The organism is Enterobacter sp. BNK-22, from assembly GCF_048684805.1.
Taxonomy (GTDB): Bacteria; Pseudomonadota; Gammaproteobacteria; order Enterobacterales; family Enterobacteriaceae; genus Enterobacter; species Enterobacter quasiroggenkampii.
This window is the reverse complement of record NZ_JBLQTT010000001.1, coordinates 1,130,785-1,154,602: the sequence shown is the minus strand read 5'-3', so window position 1 is coordinate 1,154,602 and position 23,818 is coordinate 1,130,785. Positions and strand designations below refer to the sequence as shown.

Below are 23,818 nucleotides of genomic sequence, written 5' to 3'. Positions count from 1 at the left end.
ATGACCTCAGAAAAGAGTGCTTCACCCGATCGCGACGATATCAACGATGGCCGGATCGTCTCTTCCCGCCACCTGGTATCCGAGCGCTGCGCGGAGTTATCAGAGCTGGAATATGCGCTGATCATGACCAGCAACGCGTTCAACAAATGGATGGTGCGCTGCATGACGGCTGCCGGCGAGCCCGATATGGGCGCCTTTGACGTTTCACTGCTGCATCACGTGAACCACCGCGACCGCAAGAAAAAGCTGGCCGATATCTGCTTCGTCCTCAATGTGGAAGATACCCACGTGGTGACCTATGCCCTGAAAAAGCTGGTCAAAGCAGGCTACGTGACGAGCGAGAAAGCGGGTAAAGAGCTTTTTTTCTCCACCACGGAGGAAGGGAAAGCGCTGTGCATGAAATACCGGGACGTGCGGGAAGCGTGTCTGATTGCGATCCACGCGGAGAGCGGCATTGCCGGGAAGTCGATTGGCGAGACCGCGCAGCTGTTACGCACGATCTCCTCCCTGTATGACACCGCCGCCCGGGCGGCGGCGTCACTGTAACTAAGGACGGCGGAACAGCGTAATGCTGCGCCCGGCCAGTTCGTACTCAACGGTTTCGGTGATCGCTGTCCCGGTGGCAGCGTCATCCGCCGTAGACAGCTCCAGCACCCATCCCCCTTCGCCAAATTGCGGGATCTGGAACGGCACGGTGCCTTCAAACGGGTTGAACAGCATCAGCACGTCGTGCCAGATACCGTCCTCCTGCCGCAGATCCGGCCTGCTGATGGAGACCCCAAGCGTCGAGCCTTCATCCCACTGCTCGGCCTGCTGTGGACCGCCTCCGGCATTGAACCAGCGGATCTCCAGCCCGTCGCGCCAGCTTTCACGGCGCAGTAGCGGTTGCTGCGCGCGAAGGGCAATCAACCGCCGGGTAAACTCGCGCAACGCGGCGTCATTTTCTGACAGCCCCTTCCAGTCGATCCACGAGATCTCACTGTCCTGGCAGTACCCGTTGTTGTTCCCCTTCTGCGTACGGCCAAACTCGTCCCCCGCCAGCAGCATCGGCGTGCCGTGGGAGAACAGCAGCGTGGTCAGGAAATTACGTTTCTGCCGTTCGCGGGTAGCAATAATATCCGGGTTCTCGGTTGGCCCTTCCTCGCCGTAGTTGTACGAGCGGTTATCGTTATGCCCGTCGTTATTGTCCTCACCGTTGTCGGCGTTGTGCTTTTCGTTGTACGACACCAGGTCATTCAGCGTAAAGCCGTCATGGGCGGTGATGAAATTGACGCTGGCCCACGGACGGCGTCCGCGCAGATCGTACAGATCGCCGGAACCGAGAAGCCGCGCGGCAAAGTCCGTGGAGACGTTGTCCCCCTTCCAGTACTCGCGAACGGTGTCGCGGTATTTGTCGTTCCACTCCCCCCAGCCTGGCGGGAATCCACCCACCTGATAGCCGCCGGGACCGATATCCCAGGGTTCACCAATCAGCTTCAGTCGGGATAAGACCGGATCCTGAGTCATGGCGTCAAAAAAACCGCCGCGCGGGTCAAACCCTTCGGGCTCGCGGCCCAGGATCGTCCCGAGGTCGAAACGAAAACCGTCAATGTGCATCGATTCCGCCCAGTAGCGCAGGGAATCCATCACCATCTGCAACACGCGCGGATGCGAGGTGTTGACCGTGTTTCCCGTCCCGGTGTCGTTGATGTAGTACCGGTGCTGGTCCGGGAGCGTGCGGTAATAGCTGTAGTTATCAATCCCCTTAAACGAGAGCGTCGGGCCAAGCTCGTTCCCTTCCGCCGTGTGGTTGTACACCACGTCAAGAATGACCTCGATGCCCGCGTCATGATAGGCGCGCACCATATCGCGAAAGCCCTGAATCCCTGCCGGGCCGTAGTAGCGCGACGCCGGAGCAAAAAAGCCCAGCGTGTTATAGCCCCAGAAGTTCTTCAGACCGCGGTCGAGCAGATGCTGGTCATCCGGGAACCAGTGAACCGGCAGCAGTTCCACCGAGGTAATACCCAGGCTTTTGATATAATCGACCGAGGCTTTATGCCCCATGCCTTCAAACGTGCCGCGCAGCTCGGGCGGTATGGCCGGGTTCATCTGGGTAAAGCCTTTCACGTGGCTCTCATAGACAACGGTATGCGGCCAGGGCACGTTCGGCCGGCTGTTGTCCTGCCAGTCAAAGGCGTTCGGGTCGATGACCCTGCCTTTCGGCGTAAACGGCGCGCTGTCCCGCGTGTCAAAGCTCAAATCCAGCTCGTCATGCCCCAGCTCATAGCCGAAATGGGCATCGTTCCAGTCGATGTCACCCACCAGTTCGCGGGCGTAGGGGTCGATAAGCAGCTTATGCGGGTTAAAGCGATGACCGTTTTCCGGGTCGTAGGGGCCGTAGACGCGATAGCCATACAGTGCCCCCGGCTTCAGGTCAGGCACATAGCCGTGCCAGACCTCATGGGTATACTCCGGCATCTCCAGCCGGCCGATTTCCGTTTTCCCGGACGAGTCAAACAGACAGAGCTCCACCCGTTCAGCGTGAGCGGAGAACAGCGCGAAGTTAACGCCCTTCCCGTCATAATTCGCCCCCAACTGCTGGCCATGACCGGCCCGAATTTCAAACGTTGTATCCTTTGCCATTTTCGTTCTCCACGATTATTCGCAGGTAAGCAGAACCAGTACACATCCCTTTTCTGACGTTAACGCCAGCGTTTCTTGCAGCATGCGGCTTTCGCCGCTGAACAGATCCCGATAGCGCTTCCCGGCCAGTTCGTCGGGTAACGCGACCGTGGTATTGACCCACAGCTGATGATTATCGGTGACGTCAAAAACCAGACGCGGTACGGCGACAATCAGCGCCTCGTCGTCCTTAACGCGCGCATAGACAATCAGGTTCTCCTCGCGCTCGCCGCTGACCTTAAGCGGTAGCCAGTCGCCGTAGCGGAAAAGCGCGTCGTAGTGCGGTCGAAGCCGCAGCAGCGTGGCGGTAACGAACTGTTTTACCCTGCCGTCCAGCCAGCATGCCGGGTTGTCAAACACCCCGGCATCCGCCGCGCTGAGGCTCTGCACCAGGGCCGGAAAGTCCGGCTCGCGTCGGTTATCCGGGTCGACAAGGCTGAAGTTAAGCGCCTCGCTGCCCTGATAGATATCCGGCACGCCGGGTGCCGTCAGCTTGATCACCGTCTGGCTGAGGCTGTTCATCAGCCCGGCGCGGATAAAGGGCTGCATCGCCTCGCTGAAATCATGCAGGAACGGGCTGTTGTCCGGCGAAAGCAGGTGCCGCGCGTAGCTCAACACCACGCTCTCATAGCTCTCGTTGCTGTCAATCCAGTCGGTGCGCTGTTTCGCCTCGCGCAGCGCTTTTTCGAGGAAGCCGAGAAAACGTTCTTCCAGTGATGCCAGCCCGTCAGCGTCGTCCGGTGACAGCATGGCGGGCCAGACGCCCGCCAGCGCCTGGTAGATCATCCACGTATCGGCGGCGTTTGGCGCGGTACCGTCATTGAGAAAACGCACCTGGGTCTGGTTCATCTGCCGCCAGCGGGCCAGATTTTCCCCCCAGCGTTCCGGGGCTTCCGTCAGGGTGTAAAGGCGCGCCCGGGCATCTTCCCCGCGCTTGGTATCGTGCGTAGAGGTGCCCAGCAGCGCGTCGGGCTGACGGGCCAGACGAATGCGCATCTCCTGGTGGAAGCGGGATAAGGAAAACGCGCGCGGGGTCGGGTCGGCACCGACTTCATTGAGCGCAAGCTCGAGGTTGTGGCGAAAGAAAAGCGTGTCTTCAACGGACTTCGCCATCAGCGGCCCTGTGAGCTGCTGGAAGCGGGTCCTGAACAGCGCGGCGCTCTCGCGGCAATCTTCCGGCAGGTCGCCGGTAAGAATGCGCACGATCAGGCTGAGCGCGGCTTCCGACGTCTCCACGCTGGCAACCACGCGGTTGAGCAGCGCCACGTCCGGCGGGGTTAACCCCTCGCGAGTGCCATAGGTACGGTAGACCGGAAACGCAATAAGCAGTTCGCGCAGCGCGTGGCGGATTTCCTCGCGCGGCAGCGCAACCTCATTGCGGCGTGCCAGATCCTCTGCAAGGTTTAGCAGCGTGGTGAATTCGCCCTCAAAATTACGATCGGCCATCAGGCCTTTGGCATCGCGCAGTTCCGCGTGGCGATCGACCGTGATGCCCAGCGTCTCGTCGTGGATTTTCTCCAGACGCCCCAGGCTACTGTCGTCGACCAGCACTTCCGCCAGCGAGGCGATAAACTCGTAGCCGGTGGTACCGGATACCGGCCAGTCAGTGGGGAGCTGTTCCCCTTTGGCGAGAATCTTTTCGACCGTAATGTAGCAGTCGGGCCCGGTGGCCTGCCGCAGGCGCTGCAGATAGCCCAGCGGATCCGCCAGGCCGTCGACATGGTCAATGCGCAGACCATCCACCACGCCCGCGTGGACCAGCTCAAGGATCAGCCGGTGCGTGTCGTCGAAGACTGCATCATCTTCAACCCGGACGCCGACCAGCCCGGTGATCTCAAAGAAGCGCCGCCACGAGAGCTGCTTTGGCGCCTCCCGCCAGGACATCAGCCGCCAGCTTTGCGCGTTGTGCAGTTCTGCAATGCTCTTCTCCTCGCTGTACGTGCCGGGGTTGAGCGGATACTCCGCGTCGTAGTAGACCAGCGCGGCCTTTTTCGTGACAGAGTCACGTTTTAGCGTGATAGCTCCCTTCTCCAGCTCCGCCTCAAAGGTGTCGCCAAGAAACGGCAGCGTTAGCGGTCGCGACCCGTCGATATCGAAGTAGCGGAAATAGCGGCTCTGCTGGCCATATTCAATCACATCCCGCCACCAGAGGTTTTCCAGCGAGGTGGACATATGGTTCGGGACAATATCCAGAATCAATCCCATGCCGGCCTGTTTGAGCGCGGCGGCCATACGGTCAAACCCGTCTCGCCCGCCGATGGCGGGGTCGATTTCATTCGGGTTGGTCACGTCATAGCCGTGGGTAGACCCCGTCGTGGCAGTGAACACGGGCGATGCGTAAAGGTGGCTGATGCCGAGGTCCTTCATATACGGCACCAGCGCCACAACGCGATCGAAGGTCATGCCGTTACGGAATTGAATTCGGTACGTGGCGGAAGGGATCATAACGATGCTTCTCCATCAGCAAAGCGAACGACAATACCGTTCGGGGGTAAAACGTCGGTAACGTCTGGCGAGGCAAAACGCGTCTCCCCCGCCATAGCGGGCAGCGCGACGGGCTTAATGCCGATATTAAGCGCCAGTGAGAGCGTCCCCGACGGAAAGCGCCAGCATACCGCCACCATGCCGGGCGCGGTCTTGAGCACATGGCCCTCAACGGCGCCGCCCGGATGCAGAAGCGGAACGATATAGTGATGGCGCAGCGTCAGCAGATGGCGCGTATAGCGCAGCCACGTCTTGCCCTCGTCGGTGGCGACTTTATGCCAGTCGAGCTTTGAGCGGATAAACGTGTTCACGTCGTTCGGGTCCGGGACGGTTTCATCGTGCCCGGCATGGCCAGTAAACTCTTTCGCGCGCCCTTCCCGCACCGCCTTTGCCAGTTCGCCGTGAAAGTCGGTGAAGAACAGGAACGGGTGGGTTTCACCATACTCCTCGCCCATAAACAGCAGCGGGATATGCGGGGAGAGCAGCAGCGCGGCAAGCAGCACCCGCGTCTTGTCGGCACCCGCGAGGGAGATAAGACGCTCGCCCTGGGCGCGATTGCCGGTCTGATCGTGGTTTTGAATAAAATCGACGAAGAACTGCGGCGGCTGCGTGCGGCACTCCACCCCGCGGGATTCTCCGGTTTGCAGAGACACCTCGCCCTGGTAGACAAACCCTTCCGCCAGCGCCCGGGCGAACTTTTTCTCCGGCTCAAAGGCAAAATCCTGGTAGTAGGCGTGCGTCTCACCGGTGGCAAACACGTGGGCGGCGTTGTGGAAGTCATCGTTCCACTCGCCGGTAAACAACGGCGCGTTGCCCTGTTCATCGCGCGGATGCAGGAAAATCACGTTGCGGCTGTCTTCCGTGGTCAGGTGAACGTGACGGTGCGGAATGGCCTCGCGAATTTTTGCGGCAATCTCCTCGAGAATATGCGTGTCCGAGCCGTCTTTAATCTGGTCGATGGCATCAAACCGCAGACCGTCCAGCCGGTATTCCGTCAGCCAGAAGAGCGGCGCGTCGGTCATGTACTGTCTCACCGGCTCGCGATCGTAGGCGATGCCGTTGCCCCACGGCGTCATCCGCTGAGCATCGAAAAACGCGGGCGACAGCAAAGGCAGATAGTTCCCCTCCGGGCCGAAGTGGTTGAGCACGATATCCAGTACCACGGAAAGCCCCAGCCCGTGCGCGGCGTCGATAAACGCGTGGAAATCCTCCGGCGTACCGTAAGCAGAGTGAGGGGCATACAGCAGCACGCCGTCGTACCCCCAGCCGCGAGAACCGCCAAACTGAGAGACGGGCATCACTTCAAGCTGAGTAATCCCGAGTTCTGCCAGATACGGCAGCTTGTCGATGGCCGCCCGGAAGGTGCCCTCCGGGGTAAAGGTGCCGATGTGCAGTTCATAAATTACCGTCTCTTCCCACGGACGCCCTGCCCAGTCGCGGTTGACCGGCTGGTAACGTCGGGGATCGATCACCACCGAGGGTCCATTAACGTCGCCCTTTTGCGCCCGCGAGGCGGGATCGGGCACCGCCATACCGTCCTGAAGAACAAACTGATATTCTGCGCCGTGCGTAACGCCAGGGACGTCTGCCTGGAACCAGCCGCCGCCTGTTGCCGTCATCGGCACATCGGTGGCGGCAAGACGTAGCGTAAGTTCTTTCTGTCCTTCTGCCCAGACGCGAAAACGTACAACGTCATCGGAAATAAACTCAGCACCCCACTGCTTTTGAAATGTCCTGAATTCCATTCATTGTCCTCGAATGACCCACATTTTACGCGGAACGAAGTACAAGCTTAGTTCAGGATTAAAAGTGCGTGAGCTCAGCGGATTTAACCGCTTCGTCTATTCTTTATGAAATAACTCACTATCGGGAATACTATGCAGATTCGAAAAGGATTAAATACGGACCTCGTCCGTCTTGAATGTTGTGACTTTTCTTTCACCATTAGCCACATTGCGCGAGAGCCCTTTATCCATTGTGATTTGCATATTGAAGCCGTCGCCGAGCCGTGGATAAAAACCTACGAACTTGACATTCAAACGCTTGAAAACCATTGCGTTAATCCGGACGCCATATTTCTTGTGGCGGAAACGGATGACGGTGAATTAGCCGGATTTATTACCGTGTCAATCGGCTGGAATAAGTTTATTTCAGTGGATTATATTGCCGTTGATCGCACCAGACGCAGAACCGGCGCCGCGCAAAAATTAATGGCCGCCGCCCACGTCTGGGCCCGTAGCGTAAATGCGCCCGGATTACGGCTTGAAACACAAAATGTGAACGTCTCCGCCTGCCTGTTTTACCGTCACTACGGATTTACTCTGGGAGGGTACGACCGTTATCTCTACAACGCCTTGCCGGAAAAAGACGAGGTCGCCCTGTTCTGGTATTACATGCTGGTCTAGCGGAAACACATTGCCACATCGCGGTCATATTTCTGTCACTGAATTTCATTACGCTTTCGGGATTTTAACCAGGGTGTTGAGGAAAAAAGCGTGAATTCAATGGCTAAGGCATTACTGCTGGCATTACCTGTTATGAGTGCAGCGGCAACCGCGACGGCTGCCGGGCGCGACCTGTGTGAACCGAAAGCGTACGAAATGGCGCTGCGCTATCAGCAGAAATCGGCAGAGATTATGGCCCTTCAGCTGCAAACCTATCGGTTTGCCACCGAGCGTTTCAACGAGAAGTTAAAAGATCTGAAAACGCCCGAAAACTACGCCGTGGTGATGGACCTCGACGAAACGGTGCTGGATAACACCCCTCTGCTGGTGCGCGACGCGGAGCAGTGTCACGACTATACACAATGGGACACCTGGAGCGACTGGGAGAAGCAGGGAAAACCCGGCTTAATCCCGGGAGCAAAAGCGTTTCTTGACCATGTGAATCAGAGCAAGGTCCGGATCTACTATGTCTCGGATCGTATGCAGGAAAATAAAGCCGACACGCTGAAGACGTTAAACGCTCTTGGCCTGCCGCAGGTGTCTGACGAAAGCGTGCTGCTGGATACGGTCAGCAAGGAAGAGCGCCGCCAGAACATCCTCAAAAAGCAGCAGATCGTGATGCTGTTCGGCGACAGCCTGCCGGACTTCGCCGTGCAGTTTAAAAACAAAAAGCCGAGCGAGCAGCAGCGTGAGCTGGTTGAAGCCAGCGCCGAACACTTCGGCAACGACTGGATTGTGCTGCCTAATGCCGCTTATGGCGCCTGGTCCAAAGCCACGCTCGATAGCTGGAACGCACCGCTGAAAAAATAAGGTCTTACGGGCCGGAAAAGCATTGCACGCCTTCCCGGCCCTTCGGTTGACTATCCATCCCGTTTATAGGTCCTATCATTTCTGGGCAGGTTCTTATAATTTTACGGAGCAGTAAGATGAGCACTTTCAAAGGAGACTCGTATGCTTACCGTGAAAAAACTTGCTCTTTCCACGCTGATTTCCAGTTCACTGCTTTTCTACCCTGCGCTCCAGGCCTCGGCAGAGACGCCCCAGCACGTCGTTAAACAACCGGCGGGCGGATACAGCGTTCAGGTTGGGGACGTTCTGGTCACCTCGTTTACCGACGGGACCGTCGCGCAGGATCTGCACAAGCTGCTGCGCCGGACAACGCCGCAAAACATTGATGCGCTGCTCGCGAAAAACGCCCAGACCAACCCGGCTGAGGTCTCCATCAACGCGTTCCTGATTGCGATACCCGGACATAAAATCCTGGTGGATACCGGCTCTGGCCAGCTCTTTGGTCCTGATACCGGCGGACGTCTGGTTGAAAGCCTCGCCACGCAGGGGATAAAACCCGAGGACATCACTGAAGTCCTGTTGACTCACGCTCACTCCGATCACGCCGGTGGTCTGGTGAAGGATGGAAAAGTGGTGTTCAGCAACGCGCGCGTTTTCGTTGGCAAACCGGATATCGACTTTTTCTTTAACGACGACAATCAGAAGAAAACCGGCTACGGCAAGAACTACTTTGACGTCGCGCAGAAGACCTTAAAGCCCTATCTTGATGCGGGGAAAGTGGTGCCGTTTAGCGGCACATCGGAGATTCTTCCGGGTCTGACCGGCACGGTTCATCCCGGCCATACGCCGGGTTCAGCCTTCTACACGCTAACGAGTAAAGGCGAGAAGATCACCTTTGTCGGCGACATCATTCATGCCGCGGCGGTTCAGTTCCCGCAGCCTGCGGTGACCATCACCTATGATGAAGATCAGAACAAAGCGGCAAGCGTACGCGAGCATGCGTTCGCTGACTTTGTGAAAAACAAGGACCTGGTTGCCGCCCCGCATCTGCCTTTCCCGGGCATCGGCTATGTGACGAAAGGCGAGAAAAGCGGTTATGCCTGGGTCCCTGTCACCTATACCAACCGGGACGCCAGCGGCGCGAAATAGAGCGATGACGCGGATATCTGACATGGACATAGCCCTGCTCCTGACGCTGGACGCCCTGCTTCAGGACAGGAACATCACCCATGCGGCCGCTCGGCTGGGCATCAGCCAGCCCGCGCTGTCTGCCCGTCTCGCACGTCTGCGCACACTGTTTGGCGAACCGCTGTTCATTCCCTCCCCGCATGGACGCGGGGTATTACCCACGCCGCGAGCGGAAGCGCTCAGGCCGCAGGTGGCGAACGTACTGCGCGGCATCAGCGCGATGTTTGCCCCCACGGCATTTGATGCGCAAACCAGCAGCCGGACCTTTGTTATCGCGCTGCATGAGAACCCGGCGCTGATGCTCGGCACCGGGCTGCTTAACCAGGTGGGAACCGACGCCCCCGGCATCCGCCTGCGCTTCGCCCTGCCGGAGATGGCTGACCTGCCGCAGCAGCTGGAAAACGGGGATGTGGACATCTACATCGGCGTGAGCGCGGGCGCTCATGACGGCTGGGTGAGGCGCAAACTCCTCGACGACGCGTTTGCCACCGCCCAGCGTAAAGGCCATCCGCGCGGAACAGGTCCGTTAGATCTGGAAAGCTACTGCGCGCTTTCCCATCTGGTGGTGTCGTCGGCGGGAGATCCGTTTACCGGCTTTGTCGACCAAACCCTCGCCGGGCTGGGCTATCAGCGACACGTCACCATGTCCACCCAGAGCTACGCCATGGCGCCGCCGCTGGTTGCCGGTACCGACCTGGTCTGTACCCTGCCGGAACGGATGCTGCGACGGTTCGCCAGCACGCTGGATATTTTTCCACCGCCGCTGCCGCTCCAGCCGATTATCATCAACATGTACTGGCACCCGAAAAACAGCCAGGATCCGGCGAATGCCTGGCTACGCGAGCAGCTGCTGCGGGCCGCCGGACGTCAGGTTTGAGCGAGGGTAACCAGAAACTTTTTAAGCACTTCTGAGCGTATAATCCGGTGGCAAACCAGGGTGAGTTCGCTCTCCCGCAGCCGGTCGAGGATGTCCACGTAGATGACGTTCTCGACGCTCACCGCCTTTGCCGACGCGGGCAGCAGCGCCAGACCAAACCCTGCCGAAACCAGGCTTATCACCGTGGGCACGTCAGTCGCGTTTTGCACCACGTCCGGCTGAAAGCCCGCCCCGCTGCAGGCGTCATAGAAGTACTGTTCCAGCCCCATTCCCTCCGGGTCGCGCAGGGAGATCCATTTTTCGTCTTTCACCGACGAGAGCGTCAGTGCGGCGGACCCGGCCAGCGGATGCTGACGATATAGCGCCAGCACCGTTTTCTCCGAGGCGAACGGCCGGCTTTGCAGATCGTCCGGCAGCGACGGCAGCGGCGCGCGGATGATGGCCACATCCAGCTGGTTGCTCTGCACGGCGGCGTAGAGCGTCTGCACGTTTCCCGTCATCAGCGACATGGTAATGGCCGGCCAGCGGCTATGCATCTGGCGCAGCGCGGCGGGCAGCCTGCCGTCGAACATCGCGCTCGACACGCACCCGAGGTTTAACACGCCCTGCTCGCCCCTTGCCGTCTGTCTGGCGTCCAGCACCGCCTGCTCGGTTAACGAGATGGCAAGCCTGGCTTTTACCAGGAACGCTTCGCCCGCGGGCGTCAGGGTTAAGCGGCGGTTCGCCCGGCTGAAAAGCGTGACGCCTAAACGTTCTTCCAGCGCCTTTATCTGCTGGCTCAGCGCCGGTTGCGCCATGTTCAGACGCTCGGCGGCCCGGTGCATATGGAGCTCTTCGGCCACGACGATGAAGTGGCGCATCTGACGAAACTGCACGAGACGCCTCCTTATATTGATATTAATTTACTTATCAATTTAACAGTAATGATGCAATTGATGCTATTGGTCATTGCCATAAAAATGGAGGTATTCAACCGAGGGAGGAAAATATGGAACACAAGATTAACGATCTCCGCAGCGCCATCGCCTTACTGCAGCGCCACGAAGGGCAATACATTGAAACCGATCATCCGGTCGATCCCAATGCGGAGCTGGCGGGCGTCTATCGCCATATCGGCGCGGGTGGCACGGTCAAACGTCCAACCCGTACGGGCCCGGCCATGATGTTCAACAGCATTAAGGGCTATCCGCACTCCCGCATCCTGGTGGGCATGCACGCCAGCCGCGAGCGCGCGGCGCTCCTTCTGGGCTGCGAGCCCTCTGAACTGGCAAAACACGTCGGCCAGGGAGTCAAAAAGCCGGTTGCGCCGGTTGTCGTCCCGGCCTCGCAGGCTCCCTGTCAGGAGCAGGTCTTCTACGCTGACGATCCTGACTTCGACCTTCGCAAGCTGCTTCCGGCCCCAACCAACACGCCGATTGATGCGGGTCCGTTCTTCTGTCTGGGGCTGGTGCTGGCAAGCGATCCGGAAGACAGCTCGCTGACGGATGTCACCATCCACCGCCTCTGCGTTCAGGAGCGCGACGAGCTTTCCATGTTCCTTGCCGCCGGGCGCCACATCGAAGTGTTCCGCAAAAAGGCGGAAGATGCCGGAAAGCCGCTGCCGGTGACGATCAACATGGGGCTCGATCCCGCCATCTATATCGGCGCGTGCTTTGAGGCCCCGACCACGCCGTTTGGCTATAACGAGCTGGGCGTCGCCGGGGCGCTGCGCCAGCAGCCGGTTGAGCTGGTGCAGGGCGTGGCGATCAAAGAGAAAGCTATCGCGCGGGCGGAGATCATCATCGAAGGTGAACTGCTTCCGGGCGTGCGCGTGAGAGAGGATCAGCACACCAACACCGGCCACGCGATGCCGGAGTTCCCGGGCTACTGCGGCGAGGCGAATCCCTCCCTGCCGGTGATCAAAGTGAAAGCCGTGACCATGCGAAACCACGCCATCCTGCAGACGCTGGTGGGACCGGGGGAAGAACATACCACGCTGGCCGGATTGCCGACCGAGGCCAGCATCCGTAATGCGGTTGAAGAGGCTATTCCGGGCTTCCTGCAAAACGTCTATGCCCATACCGCGGGCGGCGGTAAGTTCCTCGGGATACTGCAGGTGAAAAAACGCCAGCCGTCAGACGAAGGACGCCAGGGCCAGGCGGCGCTTATCGCCCTGGCCACCTACTCGGAGCTGAAAAACATTATTCTTGTCGACGAAGACGTGGATATTTTCGACAGCGACGACATCCTGTGGGCGATGACGACGCGCATGCAGGGCGATGTCAGCATCACCAATATTCCGGGGATCCGCGGCCACCAGCTCGATCCGTCCCAGTCGCCGGATTACAGCACCTCGATTCGCGGCAACGGCATTTCCTGCAAGACGATCTTCGACTGCACGGTGCCGTGGGCGCTGAAGGACCGCTTCGAGCGCGCGCCGTTTATGGAGGTGGATCCACGTCCATGGGCGCCGACACTGTTTGCTGACAACACGAAATAAAATCACGCGCGTATGACCTGCGGGTCATACGCTGATTTTCTTCTCAAGCGTGGCAATATTTTCACCCGCCACGCGTTCCACAGTGAAGCGATCGACGCTCAGCAAAATGAGCATCAGCCCCCTACCGCTCTCCAGCAGCGGCGACATTTCGCAGAAGCGGTCTCGCCTGGCGGCCTCAAGCCGCTCCTGCGGGAACGCGTCACCCGCGTCGCTAAAAACAACGCAGACGTCATTGCCGCGGACATCGAACTGGACGCGAAAGACGCGCGAGTTATCCTCGTGAAGCGCGTAGCGGATGATGTTCGTCGCCACTTCACAGGCGGCGAGATCGAAGGCGAAACGCCACTCATCATCGACGGGAAGCGCGCTCAACCTGTCGCCAAGCCAGCCGGACAGCGGCGTCAGGGACGCGATCGCCGCCGGAAATTCAGCCTGTTCCGGCCTCTGCATCTACTGCCCCAGTTGCGCAAGCGCGCTATGTTTATCCGGATAGATGCGGAAGATGCGATCCATTCGGGTCAGGGTGAACATGTTCATGATCCCGGGGTTCAGGGAGCACAGCGCCATTTCGCCTTTTCCGTTCATCAGCTTGAACAACGACACCAGCATCCCCAGCCCGCTGCTGTCGATAAAATCCACTTTGCTAAAGTCGACGATTAAGGCTTTACGATCGCTGCCAATTTCCTCCGTCACGGACGCTTTAAACGTCGCGGCAACGGAGGCATCCAGCCGCCGGACCGCAGGCGTGAGAATGTTGGCATGCGGTAGTCGCTCGGTGTTAATAATCATTCTGTTCTCCCTGACGTTCAATCACGAGCAGTGACACGTCGTCGGTTAAGGCGATCGGTTCATCACGATTTGCATTGCGCCAGCCAGTCAGGTGGTCACCAAACCGCGGCAGGAGCTGGTCAACCGGGAGCCGGGCATGCTCATGAAGCCAGCGTTCGAGACGCTGCGGGCCAAACTGCTCGCCGCTGACGTTCTCGCACTCCGTAATACCGTCACTGAATAAGCATAAGCGATCCCCCGGATTGAGGGTAAACGCGACATCCTCCCAGCTCAGGTCTGGGATCAGGCCGACCGGCGGGCCACCATCGCCCACGGACGTGACGGCGCTGTCTGCGTTCACAATGACGGGAGTAGGATGCCCTGCCTGGCACAACAATCCCTGCCCGTTTTCTGGATCGATCACGCCGTAAATGAGCGTGAAATAACTGGTAATGTCGCTCTCTTCACTGCAAAAGCGGCTGTTCAACATCCTGACGACCTCCGCGGGTGACTGAATGCCGCCCTCATCGGTAAACAGGAAGCGGTCCACCACCCGGCCATGTAAAAACTGGCGAGCCACCGCGAGGGACATCATCGCGGCCCCCACGCCGTGACCCGAGACATCAACGCAATAGAATCCCAGATGGGAATCCAGCGGAAAGATATTGAACACATCGCCCGAGACCCAGGCTGACGGTAAGAAAAGCCAGTCGGAGAAGTAGTCGCCGTAGCGTAAGCGGTGTGAAGGCAGCACCGAGTGCTGAACGCGTGCCGCCAGTTCAAGATCTTTTTCAATCTGATGCAAGGCTTCACTCAGGCGCTTGTTGTGCGCCGCGAGGGTCGCCTCCAGCGTCAAAATACGAACCCCGGCGTGAAGCCGCGCCCGTAGTTCAGCCTGTTCAACGGGCTTACTCAAAAAATCATCCGCCCCGGCATCAAACCCCTGCGTCACGTCCCCGGCATTCTCACGGGCCGTCAACAGGATGATATACACATAGCGGCCAAACTGACGGTTTCGGATGGTCTGACACAGCGTCAGCCCGTCCATTTCCGGCATTTCCCAGTCGCTTATCACCATGCTGACCGGCTGGCTGGACAAGATTTCCAGCGCAGCAACACCATTTTCCGCCTCGCTCACGACATACCCCCACTGGGTGAGCATCCGGGAGAGTAACCGACGATAAATCAGCGAATCTTCAACGATTAACACGTGCAGCGCCGACATGTATCCCTCCTATAGCGGTAAGAACCAGATGAGGCTCACGGTCCCTTCCCTGAATTTTGCGTTACCGTTGCCGTGCCCCGGATAGCGCGTCCCCGCATAGTTTGCGTACTGGACAGAGAACGATCCCGGCGTATAGCCCGCGTAGCCGAAGCTGTAGCTGTAATCGCCGTTCCAGGGTTGCTGCTGGCTGCTGTCCGGGAACCAGAACGCCGTCGCACGAACGAAGAAATGTTGTTTAAAGGTGTAGCCGCAGCCGCCGAGCATGACGTTTTTATTTTTGCGGATGTCATCGCTGCTGAGGTCGTAGTAGCGCGGCACCCAGCTGTACCCGACCTGGCAAATGATGGAATCCCCTTTATTAATCAGGAGCGTGTTTTCAACCGGTTTCGGTAGTGAAAACTTATAGGCAAGCGTAAAGGCGCCCTGTTCGAAATAGGTATGTCTCCGGCTGCCAGACGTCCAGAAGTGGTTATCGCCGTAGTTGCCGTATACCAGGCTGAACGTATTGGCATGCCAGTCGTCATAGCCGAAGCTGTAGCGAAAATCGGCGGTATAGCGGGTGGTATCTCTGACCGGCAACCGGGAGGTAATGTTGGCAAACCAGAAGCTGTACGGGGAATACTGCAGACTAAGGTTGAGCGTCTGGTTAATTTTTTTCTCCTGCGCGGCGCTGTCAGAGCTATTAGGCACGCTCACCAGCTGCTCTTTCAGCCCCGAACTGAAGCTCAGAGCCCCAGAAAACTTCTTGTCATTTCCCGAGAACAAACGCCCCCACCGGCTGGTAAAAACGCCTGCCTGAACGGGTTCACCGTTCTTATCGCGCAGGGTTTCTTTATCACTACTTTGTGCCGCCTCTGCGGCGGGGATCGCGGCGAGCAGCACGCCCGCCAGAAGCCATTTTTCGCGCATAACCGCCATCCTTAGTTAGGTATCCAGCGTGCGCCGACGTCGTATTTTGCCATCAGCCACAAAATACCCAGTGCCGCCGCATGTACTAACGTGTTCTCTATCCAGGCGTGACGCCATAAGTCGAAGGTGATGAACTGGCTCACCAGCAGCACCACGTACACATGCAAAATAAAGGTATAGAGCGAGTGCTGGCCTAGCGGGATCAGGAACCATCCCAGCAGGCGGTTGAGCGGCGTCCAGCAATACGTCAGCACCAGGTAGACGGTAACCATCAGGGCGATATCGTTTAGCACCCTCACCGGGCCCAGCCCGTTCTTCGCCGCCCAGGTGTGATAAAACGTATTGAAGCTGTCAGGCGGGATGACGTGCATCAGCAGCTTGGGCGGCATAAACGGGTTGGTATGGTTCTGGGCAACAAACCCCAGAATGAGCGCCACCAGCACCAGCGCGATCGCGACCCCTTTTCCCGGCGGCGTACGGGCGAAAGAGAGCAGTTCGGCTTTATACCAGCCGCTGGCCATGCCCAGCACAAAGATGAACTGCCAGGCGAGCAGTGGGAAGGCAAATTCGAACTCCGACGGCGTCAGCCGAAGCGGCCACCGCTGCCACAGGCCGTACACCAGCAGCGACAGCCCCAGCAGCCACCAGACTTTCCCTTTCTGCAGCATTCCCAAAAATAGCGGGCTGAGTAGCAGCAAGAAGATATACAGCCCCAGAATCTGCGTCTGATGGGGGCCGATCTGCAAATAGAGAATAATGTTGAACCAGGTCTCTTTAATTTGCGGCGTAACAGGATAAAGCGACCAGCTTTGGCCCGAAAAACGGTCGGTAAAATGGGTGACCTCGAAAACATTAATATGTGGGATATAGGCCAGGAGAATAAATGACACTATGATAATGATATTTACGCGATATATTTTCCACGCCCTGAGATAAAGCCCCCAGGAAACCGTGAGTAAAACCACTTTTTGCAGACGCGCGCGATTCAGCATTCCCAGCATAAACCCCGAGAGAATGACAAAGCCTTCTGCACCGGTTGTTAGCCCAAAACGTTCCCAGGAGAATATATTAAATACCGACATGACCTCCGTATGCGCCACGACCATCATGACGAGGGCTATGCCGCGCATAAAGTCAATTCTCAGGTCCCGTGCACCTGCTACGGCATAACGCCATGCTGTTGATTTAGCATCATCTTCTTGCGCTACCGACGGCGCAACATGGCTCATAGGGTGTCCTTTGCCTGAAAACGAAAATTAAGGTCTAAATAAAGTAGATAGCCTAAAGGAATAGTAACCGCAATTAATCGACGGCCGATGAAACATCATTAAGCAGAATTTAAGCTGAATTAACCACCGCTAAATATTAATAAAAACGTGGCTGGACACTTTTATTCGGCGTTCTACACTTATCTTAAATCTTGTTTAATCGCTATTTTCTTTCGCTTTTGGGCAACTGTCTGCGCAGCAGAATGGGTCTGCATTTTCACGGAATCAGGAACGCCGGAACTATGGATTTTTATTTTTCCCGTTTTGAACATCGTCGTCCTCCGGAGCCGTTAACAACACCGCGTTGGGTAATGATGACCTGGCAGGTGTTAGCGGTCGCGGCGCTTATTCTGGGTGCCAATTATATTTACTGGCGCTGGACCGCCTCCCTGAATACTGACGCACTATGGTATGCCATTCCGCTGGTCCTCGCCGAAACCCTGGCGTGGATTGGCACCGTGCTGTTTACCATCAATTTGTGGAAAGAACAGGATCCTCCTCAGAGTCCGCCGCCCGGCGAAATTAACGAATGTCTGTCGCCTGAGGAGGCCGTAGAACCTCGTCCTGTAAAAGTGGATTTGTTCATTGCCACCTACTCGGAAGACACCGAGCTGGTCAGGCTATCCATTCGCGATGCCCTGAAGATGGCGTACCCGTTCCCGATTGACTACCGCATCCACGTGCTTGATGACGGCCGCCGCCCGGAGATGAAAGCCGTCTGTGAAGAGGAAGGCGTTAACTATATTACTCGCCAGACCAACATCGGCTTTAAGGCCGGCAACCTGCGCAACGGCCTTGAGCAAACCGACGGCGATTTTATTGTTATCTGCGACGCCGATACCCGCGTATTTCCCACCCTGCTCAGCCATACGCTGGGTTATTTTCGCGATCCTGACGTGGCCTGGGTGCAGACGCCGCAGTGGTTCTTTGATCTTCCGGAAGGAGAAAACCTTTCGCGCTGGGGCCAGCGAAAAGCCGGAAAAGTGGGCTACGGTCTGGGCTGGCTGATTCAAAAGTGTGTTGGCCCGGTCACGATAGGCCGCGACCCGTTTTTTAACGATCCGCGCATGTTCTATGACGTGATACTGCGGCGGCGCAACTGGGCGAACGCGGCTTTCTGCTGCGGCGCGGCGTCCATTCACCGTCGCGAGGCGGTCATGCAGGCCGCGCTGAGAAGCTATGTCTGGTCCGTCGAAGAGGAGATCCATCGACATACCCGCGACATCCGCGATGACGAAACGCGGGACGCGCTGCAGAATGCAATGCGTCCGCACGTGGCGTTTGACACCGAGCTTACCCCCTACAAATTCCACGTCTCGGAAGATATTTACACCTCGGTGCTGCTGCACGGTGACGCCGCACGACGCTGGCGCTCGGTTATGCATCCGCGGGTGGAGTCGAAGATGCTCTCTCCGCAGGATATGCTCACCTGGATGATCCAGCGCTTTAAGTACGCCGCCGGTTCGCTGGATATTTTGTTTCATGACAACATCTTCAGCCGTCGCCGCTTCAGGCTTTCCCTCCCCCAGACGCTGATGTATGCCACCACCTTCTGGTCGTACATGGCCTGCGTGTGGAACACGGTTTTTTTGATTTCGCCCATTATCTATCTGTTTACCGGCATTCCGCCGGTGTCCGCCTGGTCGACGCCGTTCTATCTGCATTTTCTTCCGTTTTTTATTTTCTCCGAACTGGCCTTTATGTTCGGTACGTGGGGGATCTCGGCCTGGGACGGCAGGGCCTCTTACCTCTCCTTCTTTTCCATGAACCTGCGCGCGCTCAATACGGTGCTGCGCGGCGAGCAGATCAAATTTCACGTCACGCCAAAAGAGCGGCAGACGGGCCGTTTTCTCTACCTGGTGAAGCCGCAGATTGCCATCGTGGTACTGACCCTCGCAGGGCTTATCTGGGGCGGTATCCAGGTGGCGCGTGGACAGGTGGACGACCCCTCCGGCTACGTCATCAATATTTTCTGGGGAGGGGTGAACATCGCCGCCATGCTGCCGCTGATTTTCGCGGCCATGTGGACGCCCGCTGAAGAGGACGAGGTCACCCAATGAGGATACGTGATGCCCTGCTGCCCGCGCGCAGCTACCTCACCATTTTGCTCGGCTTCCTGCTCGGCTTTGCCATTGTGGTCTGGGTGGAGAAACAGATGCCCACGCGCGTGGAAAGCAGCGGCGGCATCGCGCTCAGTAAAGACTTCCCGCCGCTGCCTGCGAAACGCGCGCTGACCTATGACGAAGCCATCTGGGCGCGGGTCGCCTGGCAATACTACGTGAATAATACCCAGCCAAACGGTCTGGCGAACGCCAGCGACGGCGAACCGTGGCTGAGTCTCTGGAGCGTAGGGAGCTACCTGTTTGCGACCGCTGCCGCAGAACAGCTCAACATTATTTCCGCCGATGAATTCGACGAGAGGGTCGGCACGGCCCTGTTCACGCTGGGGCAGTTACCGCTCAACAAGCAAGGCCTCCCTGCCGCGTATTACCATGCGGACACCCTGAAGATCCTCGGCAAACCCGACGCCTCGGCAATTGGGCTGAGCCGCCTGCTGACGGCGCTTCAGACCCTCCTGTGGCGCTATCCTCAGCACGCGGCGGCTATCCACGATCTGTTTAGCCTCTGGAACACCGGCGCACTGATTGAAAATAACGTTCAAAGTCAGGCGGCCGTTCCGCTCCATCACTGGACGCTGACTGATGACGAACAGCGGGACAGCTTTGGCTACCGTCTCTATGCCAGCCATACGCTGCGCCTGATTGACAGCGCGGCAGGCCTCGCGGTGACCAACCCGCCTGAAGGGCAAAAGATGATCGATCTGGATGGCGTGATGGTGCCGGATGAAGGGCTACGCACGCCATGGGGCAAGCAAACCTCCCTGATCAGTCTCCCCTATCTGTTAACCGGTCTTGAGCTGGGCTTTGATGCGCAGAGCGCTGAAATCGCGTGGCGGATTATGCAGATCCAGCAGCGGCGCCATAGCCTGCGCAGCCCAAAACCGCCGGTCAGCACGGATTATGCCGAACCGGCGCCGGATTACGTCAACGATCTGCCGGACAGGCAGCCGGTTCAGGCGCGCAACCTGCGCGACGAGGTGCCGGAGAAAGTGGCGATTACCTCCACCCGCACCGCGTTTGCCTGGTATGCCCTGTTCCGCAACAGCTGGAGCGAAGCGCTGCGCCAGCAGGTTCTGGCCCTTCAGGTGCCGGGTAAAGGCTGGCAGCGCGGGTTAAATCTCAACAACAGCGTCAATGCCGTCGTGGACGCCGATACCAATGCCATTGTGCTGGAAAGTCTGTCTTACATCGCGCATGGTCAGATGCTCTGTCTGGCCTGCCTCTACACTTCCCCCTCAGCAGGAGCAACGCCATGAAGCCACGATCCCCGATCCTTTTCCACCTGCTCACGGGAATAACGATCTGCTGGCTGGCCTTATCGACCGTGCGTGCGGATACCGAGCTCCCTGCATCAGGTTACTCCCCGCGCAGCGGCGAGCTGACCGCCCGGGAGATGACAATCGCGAAAAACGCCTGGCAGTATTTCGTCTCCAACTATCAGCCCACGACGGGCCTGGTGAATGCGGTCAACAAATATCCCTCCACCACCATGTGGGACAGCGCCTCCTATCTGGCCGCCCTGACGGCGGCACGCGAGCTGGGGATCATTGATAAAGCGGAATTTGACCGCCGGATGCTGAAATTCCTCGCCACGTTAAACACCCTGGTACTGTTCCGCAACGAGCTGCCCAACAAAGCCTATAACACCATCAGCGGCCAGAAAGTGGACTACACCAACAAGCCCGGCGAAATCGGATTCTCGGCGCTGGATATCGGGCGAATGCTGGTCTGGCTGAAAATCATCAAAGAGCGTTACCCGGAATACGGCAACAGCATTGATAACGTGGTGCTCGGTTGGGATTTCAGCCACGCAATCGACCCCTGCGGCACGCTGTACGGGGCCTATCTGGAGAACGGCCAGCCGAAATATGTTCAGGAAGGTCGGCTGGGCTATGAAGAGTACGGCGCGGCCGGGTTCCAGCTGTGGGGGTTTAATACCTGTAAAGCCAGCCGTCCGCAGCCTTACGAGCTGGCCGAAATCTACTGCGTGCTGGTCCCGTACGATACGCGCGATCCGCGCAACACGTCGCAGCATAACTACGTGGTGACGGAATCCTACCTGCTCTACGGGCTGGAGTTCGGCTTTGATAAACCGACCGACCGGGATAACGCCCCGCGCGACTACTCCCTGACGTGGATGAAAAACTTTGCTGACCGCGTTTATCAGGCTCAGGAGAACCGCTATACCATTACCGGCGTTCTGACCGCGCGCTCCGAGCACCAGCTCGATAAGGCGCCTTACTTCGTCTATGACACCGTCTTCAGCGACGGATACAACTGGAACACCATTACCGATAAGGGCCAGTTCGTCCCTAACGCTGCCGCGATTTCGCTGAAGGCGGCGCTGGGCATGTGGGTGCTGTGGAACTCCCCTTATACCGACCGCCTGCTGAATACCATTGAGAATGCCAACGAAGAGGGAAAAGGCTACTACGAAGGGCTGTATGAAAACGGTGACGGCCCGATCAAAGAGTTCACCGCGAACAATAACGGCATCATGCTGGAGGCCCTGTTGTTCAAAAAAGAGGGAAAACTGCTGGCCTTCAACACCGACAACCCGAAGAGCAAGGATTTTGCGCCGTCGCTGTGGGATCAAAAGCTGCTCGATCAGTTTGAAGAGAACAACGCGCTGCGCAGTCGCCCGTTCCTGACCAGTACACCGGCCGTAAAAAGCTGGTGCGACCGGACCGGCGTCACGCAGCGTACCAAACCCGCCTGTCAGGCCTGTCAGTGCGCGTCATGCAGCGCGGACGAGCCCGTTAAACTGCCTCCGGTGACTGCGCAATGCTTAAAACCTTAGCCAGAGGGCTCGCGGGATTACTCCTCGCAGGCGCGATCGTCTTTGCCCTGTTTGGCCATCAGGGCGCAGGCTGGCGCTGGCTCATCCACGGCGGCTGGCACTCCAGTGCGCGTATTGCCGCCCTGACGCCGGAGGAGCAGACGTGGGCGGCGATCGCCTGGCGCTATTTCGTCAATAATACCCAGCCGCAAACGGGCCTGGTCAACGGGAGCGACAAACAGCCTCGCGTCACGCTCTGGCAAATGGGCGATACGCTTATCGCCCTGCTGGCGGCAAAAGAGCTGGGGCTAATTGATGATGCCGAGTATGACGCTCGCTTAACCCGTATCATGGGCACCCTTAACCGCCTGATGCTGACCGATGCCCGGACGCCGGGCCGACTCTATTCCAGCCAGACGGCGACGCCCGTCGACTTTAGCGGCAAGCCCAGCAAAAACGGCTGGTCCGCGCGCGATATGGCGCGTCTGATGCTCGCCCTGCGCCTTACCGCAGAGCGGGAACCGCAGTACAGCGAATACCTCGATAAAATCATCCTGCGCTGGAATTTCTGTCCGGTCATCGACGACGAAGGTGAACTGTGGTCATCTTCCCTGCAAAACGGCCAGCCGGTGGTGCGCGAGGAGCTGCGCCTGGGCGAGAGCGAATATGCCGCAACGGCGTTTCAACTGTGGGGGTTTTCCCCGGAGAAAGCGTTTACGCCCCCGGCGCACCACGTCATCATCGCCCAGCGGCGTCTGGCCGTTGATGCCCGGGATCCGCGCACCACGTGGCAGCCCTCCCTGATTACCACCCTTCCCTATATGCTGCCGGGTCTGGAGTTTGGCTGGGAGCCCGAAGGCGTTGCGGCCGATCGGCAAAAGCACCTGCGCAAGCAGGCCGAAAACGTCTGGCTGAGCCAGAAGAGCCGCTGGGAGACCGATAAGATCCTGACGGCCAGAGCAGATTTCTCGCTCTCTCAGGCGCCCTGGCATATCCAGGATACGGTCTGGGGAAATGGCTATGCCTGGAACTCTGTCGGCGACGATGGCCGGGACTACACCCGTTTCGCGCAGGTATCGACCAAGGCGGTTTTTGCCCTGTGGGCTCTTTGGGACACTCCGTACACCGACGTGCTGATGACGGTCACAAAACACCTTAACGATCCGCAGAAAGGCTGGTACGAAGGCCGTCAGGAAGCCACAGGCGATACCAACGCTGCCTTAACCCTCTCAACCAATGCCACGGTTCTGGAAGCCCTTTTCTTTAAACACAACGCCGGGCCGCTGTTTGACGTTCGTCGGTCGAAGAAAGAGAGCTATTTTTCACGCCGTCTGGCAGAGGAATACACGCCTGTCGGCCACTGTCTGCCGGGCGAAAGCACCATAAGGAGGACGCCGTGAAGTTTTATCGCGATCTGTTTGAATCCAGCCTGAACCGCGTCTTTCCGAATAATGAAAAAACCGCGTTTTTTCAGACGTTCTATGACGCCTTCGTCCACATGTCACCCGAAACGGAAGCGCATTTTTCTCGTCTGCCGGATCGGGAGGGTCAGCAGACCCTGTTTAAAAGTTTCTTCGCCATGCTTGCGGTAGACGGCGCCCTGATTGTCCCTGATTTCCTCGAGCGCCTGGCACGGGAGCAAAGCGACGACGGTCTCCACCTCCCCCCGCGATTTTTTGCCCTGTGGCGCGAAGCGATGTTGAACGCGGTGAGCGAGCGCGATCCGCAGTGCGACGATGAGATCCTGACGGCCTGGGCCATGGCGATCGCGCCCGGGCTGGAATATCTGCGCCGACAGGCAGAACTGCACTACCGCGCGTAGGGAGG

20 protein-coding genes are annotated in these 23,818 nt (G+C 58.3%); 11 read left to right on the top strand and 9 right to left on the bottom strand.

Going from position 1 to position 23,818, the window contains the following annotated elements; genetic code table 11:
* Window positions 1–546: a winged helix DNA-binding protein gene (locus tag ACMGGE_RS05275; protein WP_024908533.1), complete on the top strand. Its 546-nt coding sequence runs from the start codon at window positions 1–3 to the stop codon at window positions 544–546.
* On the opposite strand, the gene glgX is transcribed toward ACMGGE_RS05275, so the two are convergent.
* The 3 genes from glgX to treZ are packed head-to-tail and all read right to left on the bottom strand — an operon-like array spanning window position 547 to window position 6,890.
* Window positions 547–2,622, bottom strand: a complete 2,076-nt coding sequence (gene glgX / locus ACMGGE_RS05270) for a glycogen debranching protein GlgX (RefSeq protein WP_420293468.1) — start codon at window positions 2,620–2,622, stop codon at window positions 547–549.
* Between the two features lie 15 nt (window positions 2,623–2,637).
* On the bottom strand, window positions 2,638–5,106 hold the full coding sequence (treY, locus tag ACMGGE_RS05265) for a malto-oligosyltrehalose synthase (RefSeq protein ID WP_420293467.1): 2,469 nt from the start codon (window positions 5,104–5,106) through the stop codon (window positions 2,638–2,640).
* Complete coding sequence (gene treZ, locus ACMGGE_RS05260; protein WP_420293466.1) at window positions 5,103–6,890, bottom strand: malto-oligosyltrehalose trehalohydrolase; 1,788 nt, start codon at window positions 6,888–6,890, stop codon at window positions 5,103–5,105. The genes treY and treZ overlap by 4 nt, the downstream gene beginning before the upstream one ends.
* A gap of 132 nt (window positions 6,891–7,022) precedes the next feature.
* Between treZ and ACMGGE_RS05255 the strand changes: the two genes are divergently transcribed.
* The 4 genes from ACMGGE_RS05255 to ACMGGE_RS05240 all read left to right on the top strand — a co-directional run bounded on the left by ACMGGE_RS05255 (window position 7,023) and on the right by ACMGGE_RS05240 (window position 10,443).
* On the top strand, window positions 7,023–7,550 hold the full coding sequence (locus ACMGGE_RS05255) for a GNAT family N-acetyltransferase (RefSeq protein ID WP_420293465.1): 528 nt from the start codon (window positions 7,023–7,025) through the stop codon (window positions 7,548–7,550).
* Window positions 7,551–7,649: 99 nt separating this feature from the next.
* Window positions 7,650–8,399: a 5'-nucleotidase, lipoprotein e(P4) family gene (locus tag ACMGGE_RS05250; RefSeq protein ID WP_198925760.1), complete on the top strand. Its 750-nt coding sequence runs from the start codon at window positions 7,650–7,652 to the stop codon at window positions 8,397–8,399.
* A 141-nt stretch (window positions 8,400–8,540) separates the two neighbouring features.
* Window positions 8,541–9,527 (top strand): MBL fold metallo-hydrolase, encoded by a 987-nt coding sequence (locus ACMGGE_RS05245; RefSeq protein WP_420293464.1) that lies wholly within the window; start codon window positions 8,541–8,543, stop codon window positions 9,525–9,527.
* Between the two features lie 4 nt (window positions 9,528–9,531).
* Window positions 9,532–10,443 (top strand): LysR family transcriptional regulator, encoded by a 912-nt coding sequence (locus ACMGGE_RS05240; protein WP_420293463.1) that lies wholly within the window; start codon window positions 9,532–9,534, stop codon window positions 10,441–10,443.
* Here the strand turns inward: ACMGGE_RS05240 and ACMGGE_RS05235 are convergent.
* Window positions 10,434–11,318, bottom strand: a complete 885-nt coding sequence (locus ACMGGE_RS05235; protein WP_420293462.1) for a LysR substrate-binding domain-containing protein — start codon at window positions 11,316–11,318, stop codon at window positions 10,434–10,436. The two genes, ACMGGE_RS05240 and ACMGGE_RS05235, sit on opposite strands and share 10 nt — an antisense overlap.
* A gap of 113 nt (window positions 11,319–11,431) precedes the next feature.
* Between ACMGGE_RS05235 and ACMGGE_RS05230 the strand changes: the two genes are divergently transcribed.
* Window positions 11,432–12,922: a UbiD family decarboxylase gene (locus ACMGGE_RS05230; protein ID WP_420293461.1), complete on the top strand. Its 1,491-nt coding sequence runs from the start codon at window positions 11,432–11,434 to the stop codon at window positions 12,920–12,922.
* Window positions 12,923–12,946: 24 nt separating this feature from the next.
* Here ACMGGE_RS05230 and ACMGGE_RS05225 read toward each other — a convergent pair whose 3' ends face one another.
* From ACMGGE_RS05225 to opgC, 5 genes are read right to left on the bottom strand one after another with little or no spacing between them, the layout of a single operon-like run.
* A complete protein-coding gene (locus ACMGGE_RS05225) occupies window positions 12,947–13,372 on the bottom strand; it encodes an ATP-binding protein (RefSeq protein WP_208762889.1) in 426 nt (141 codons plus the stop codon).
* Window positions 13,373–13,711, bottom strand: coding sequence for an STAS domain-containing protein (locus tag ACMGGE_RS05220; RefSeq protein ID WP_024908544.1), 339 nt, complete (start codon window positions 13,709–13,711; stop codon window positions 13,373–13,375).
* Window positions 13,701–14,915, bottom strand: coding sequence for a PP2C family protein-serine/threonine phosphatase (locus ACMGGE_RS05215; RefSeq protein ID WP_420293460.1), 1,215 nt, complete (start codon window positions 14,913–14,915; stop codon window positions 13,701–13,703). Before ACMGGE_RS05215 ends, ACMGGE_RS05220 begins: the two co-directional genes overlap by 11 nt.
* 9 nt (window positions 14,916–14,924) lie before the next feature.
* Window positions 14,925–15,824 carry a hypothetical protein gene (locus ACMGGE_RS05210; protein WP_080347314.1) on the bottom strand — a complete coding sequence of 300 codons (900 nt, stop codon included), beginning with the start codon at window positions 15,822–15,824 and terminating at the stop codon, window positions 14,925–14,927.
* Window positions 15,825–15,835: 11 nt separating this feature from the next.
* Entirely contained in the window at window positions 15,836–17,053 is a 1,218-nt protein-coding gene (gene opgC / locus ACMGGE_RS05205; protein ID WP_420293459.1) for an OpgC domain-containing protein, read from the bottom strand.
* Between the two features lie 281 nt (window positions 17,054–17,334).
* Here opgC and ACMGGE_RS05200 point away from each other — a divergent pair, with 281 nt between their 5' ends.
* Genes ACMGGE_RS05200 through ACMGGE_RS05180 form a run of 5 tightly spaced genes read left to right on the top strand, consistent with a single transcriptional unit; the run spans window position 17,335 to window position 23,813 of the window.
* Entirely contained in the window at window positions 17,335–19,152 is a 1,818-nt protein-coding gene (locus tag ACMGGE_RS05200) for a glycosyltransferase (RefSeq protein WP_045910593.1), read from the top strand.
* Complete coding sequence (locus ACMGGE_RS05195; RefSeq protein ID WP_069719201.1) at window positions 19,149–20,468, top strand: DUF3131 domain-containing protein; 1,320 nt, start codon at window positions 19,149–19,151, stop codon at window positions 20,466–20,468. The genes ACMGGE_RS05200 and ACMGGE_RS05195 overlap by 4 nt, the downstream gene beginning before the upstream one ends.
* Window positions 20,465–22,012 carry a DUF3131 domain-containing protein gene (locus ACMGGE_RS05190; protein WP_024909516.1) on the top strand — a complete coding sequence of 516 codons (1,548 nt, stop codon included), beginning with the start codon at window positions 20,465–20,467 and terminating at the stop codon, window positions 22,010–22,012. Before ACMGGE_RS05195 ends, ACMGGE_RS05190 begins: the two co-directional genes overlap by 4 nt.
* Complete coding sequence (locus tag ACMGGE_RS05185; protein ID WP_167210758.1) at window positions 21,997–23,391, top strand: DUF3131 domain-containing protein; 1,395 nt, start codon at window positions 21,997–21,999, stop codon at window positions 23,389–23,391. The genes ACMGGE_RS05190 and ACMGGE_RS05185 overlap by 16 nt, the downstream gene beginning before the upstream one ends.
* Window positions 23,388–23,813 (top strand): globin, encoded by a 426-nt coding sequence (locus ACMGGE_RS05180; RefSeq protein ID WP_024909518.1) that lies wholly within the window; start codon window positions 23,388–23,390, stop codon window positions 23,811–23,813. The genes ACMGGE_RS05185 and ACMGGE_RS05180 overlap by 4 nt, the downstream gene beginning before the upstream one ends.
* Window positions 23,814–23,818: the final 5 nt, after the last annotated feature.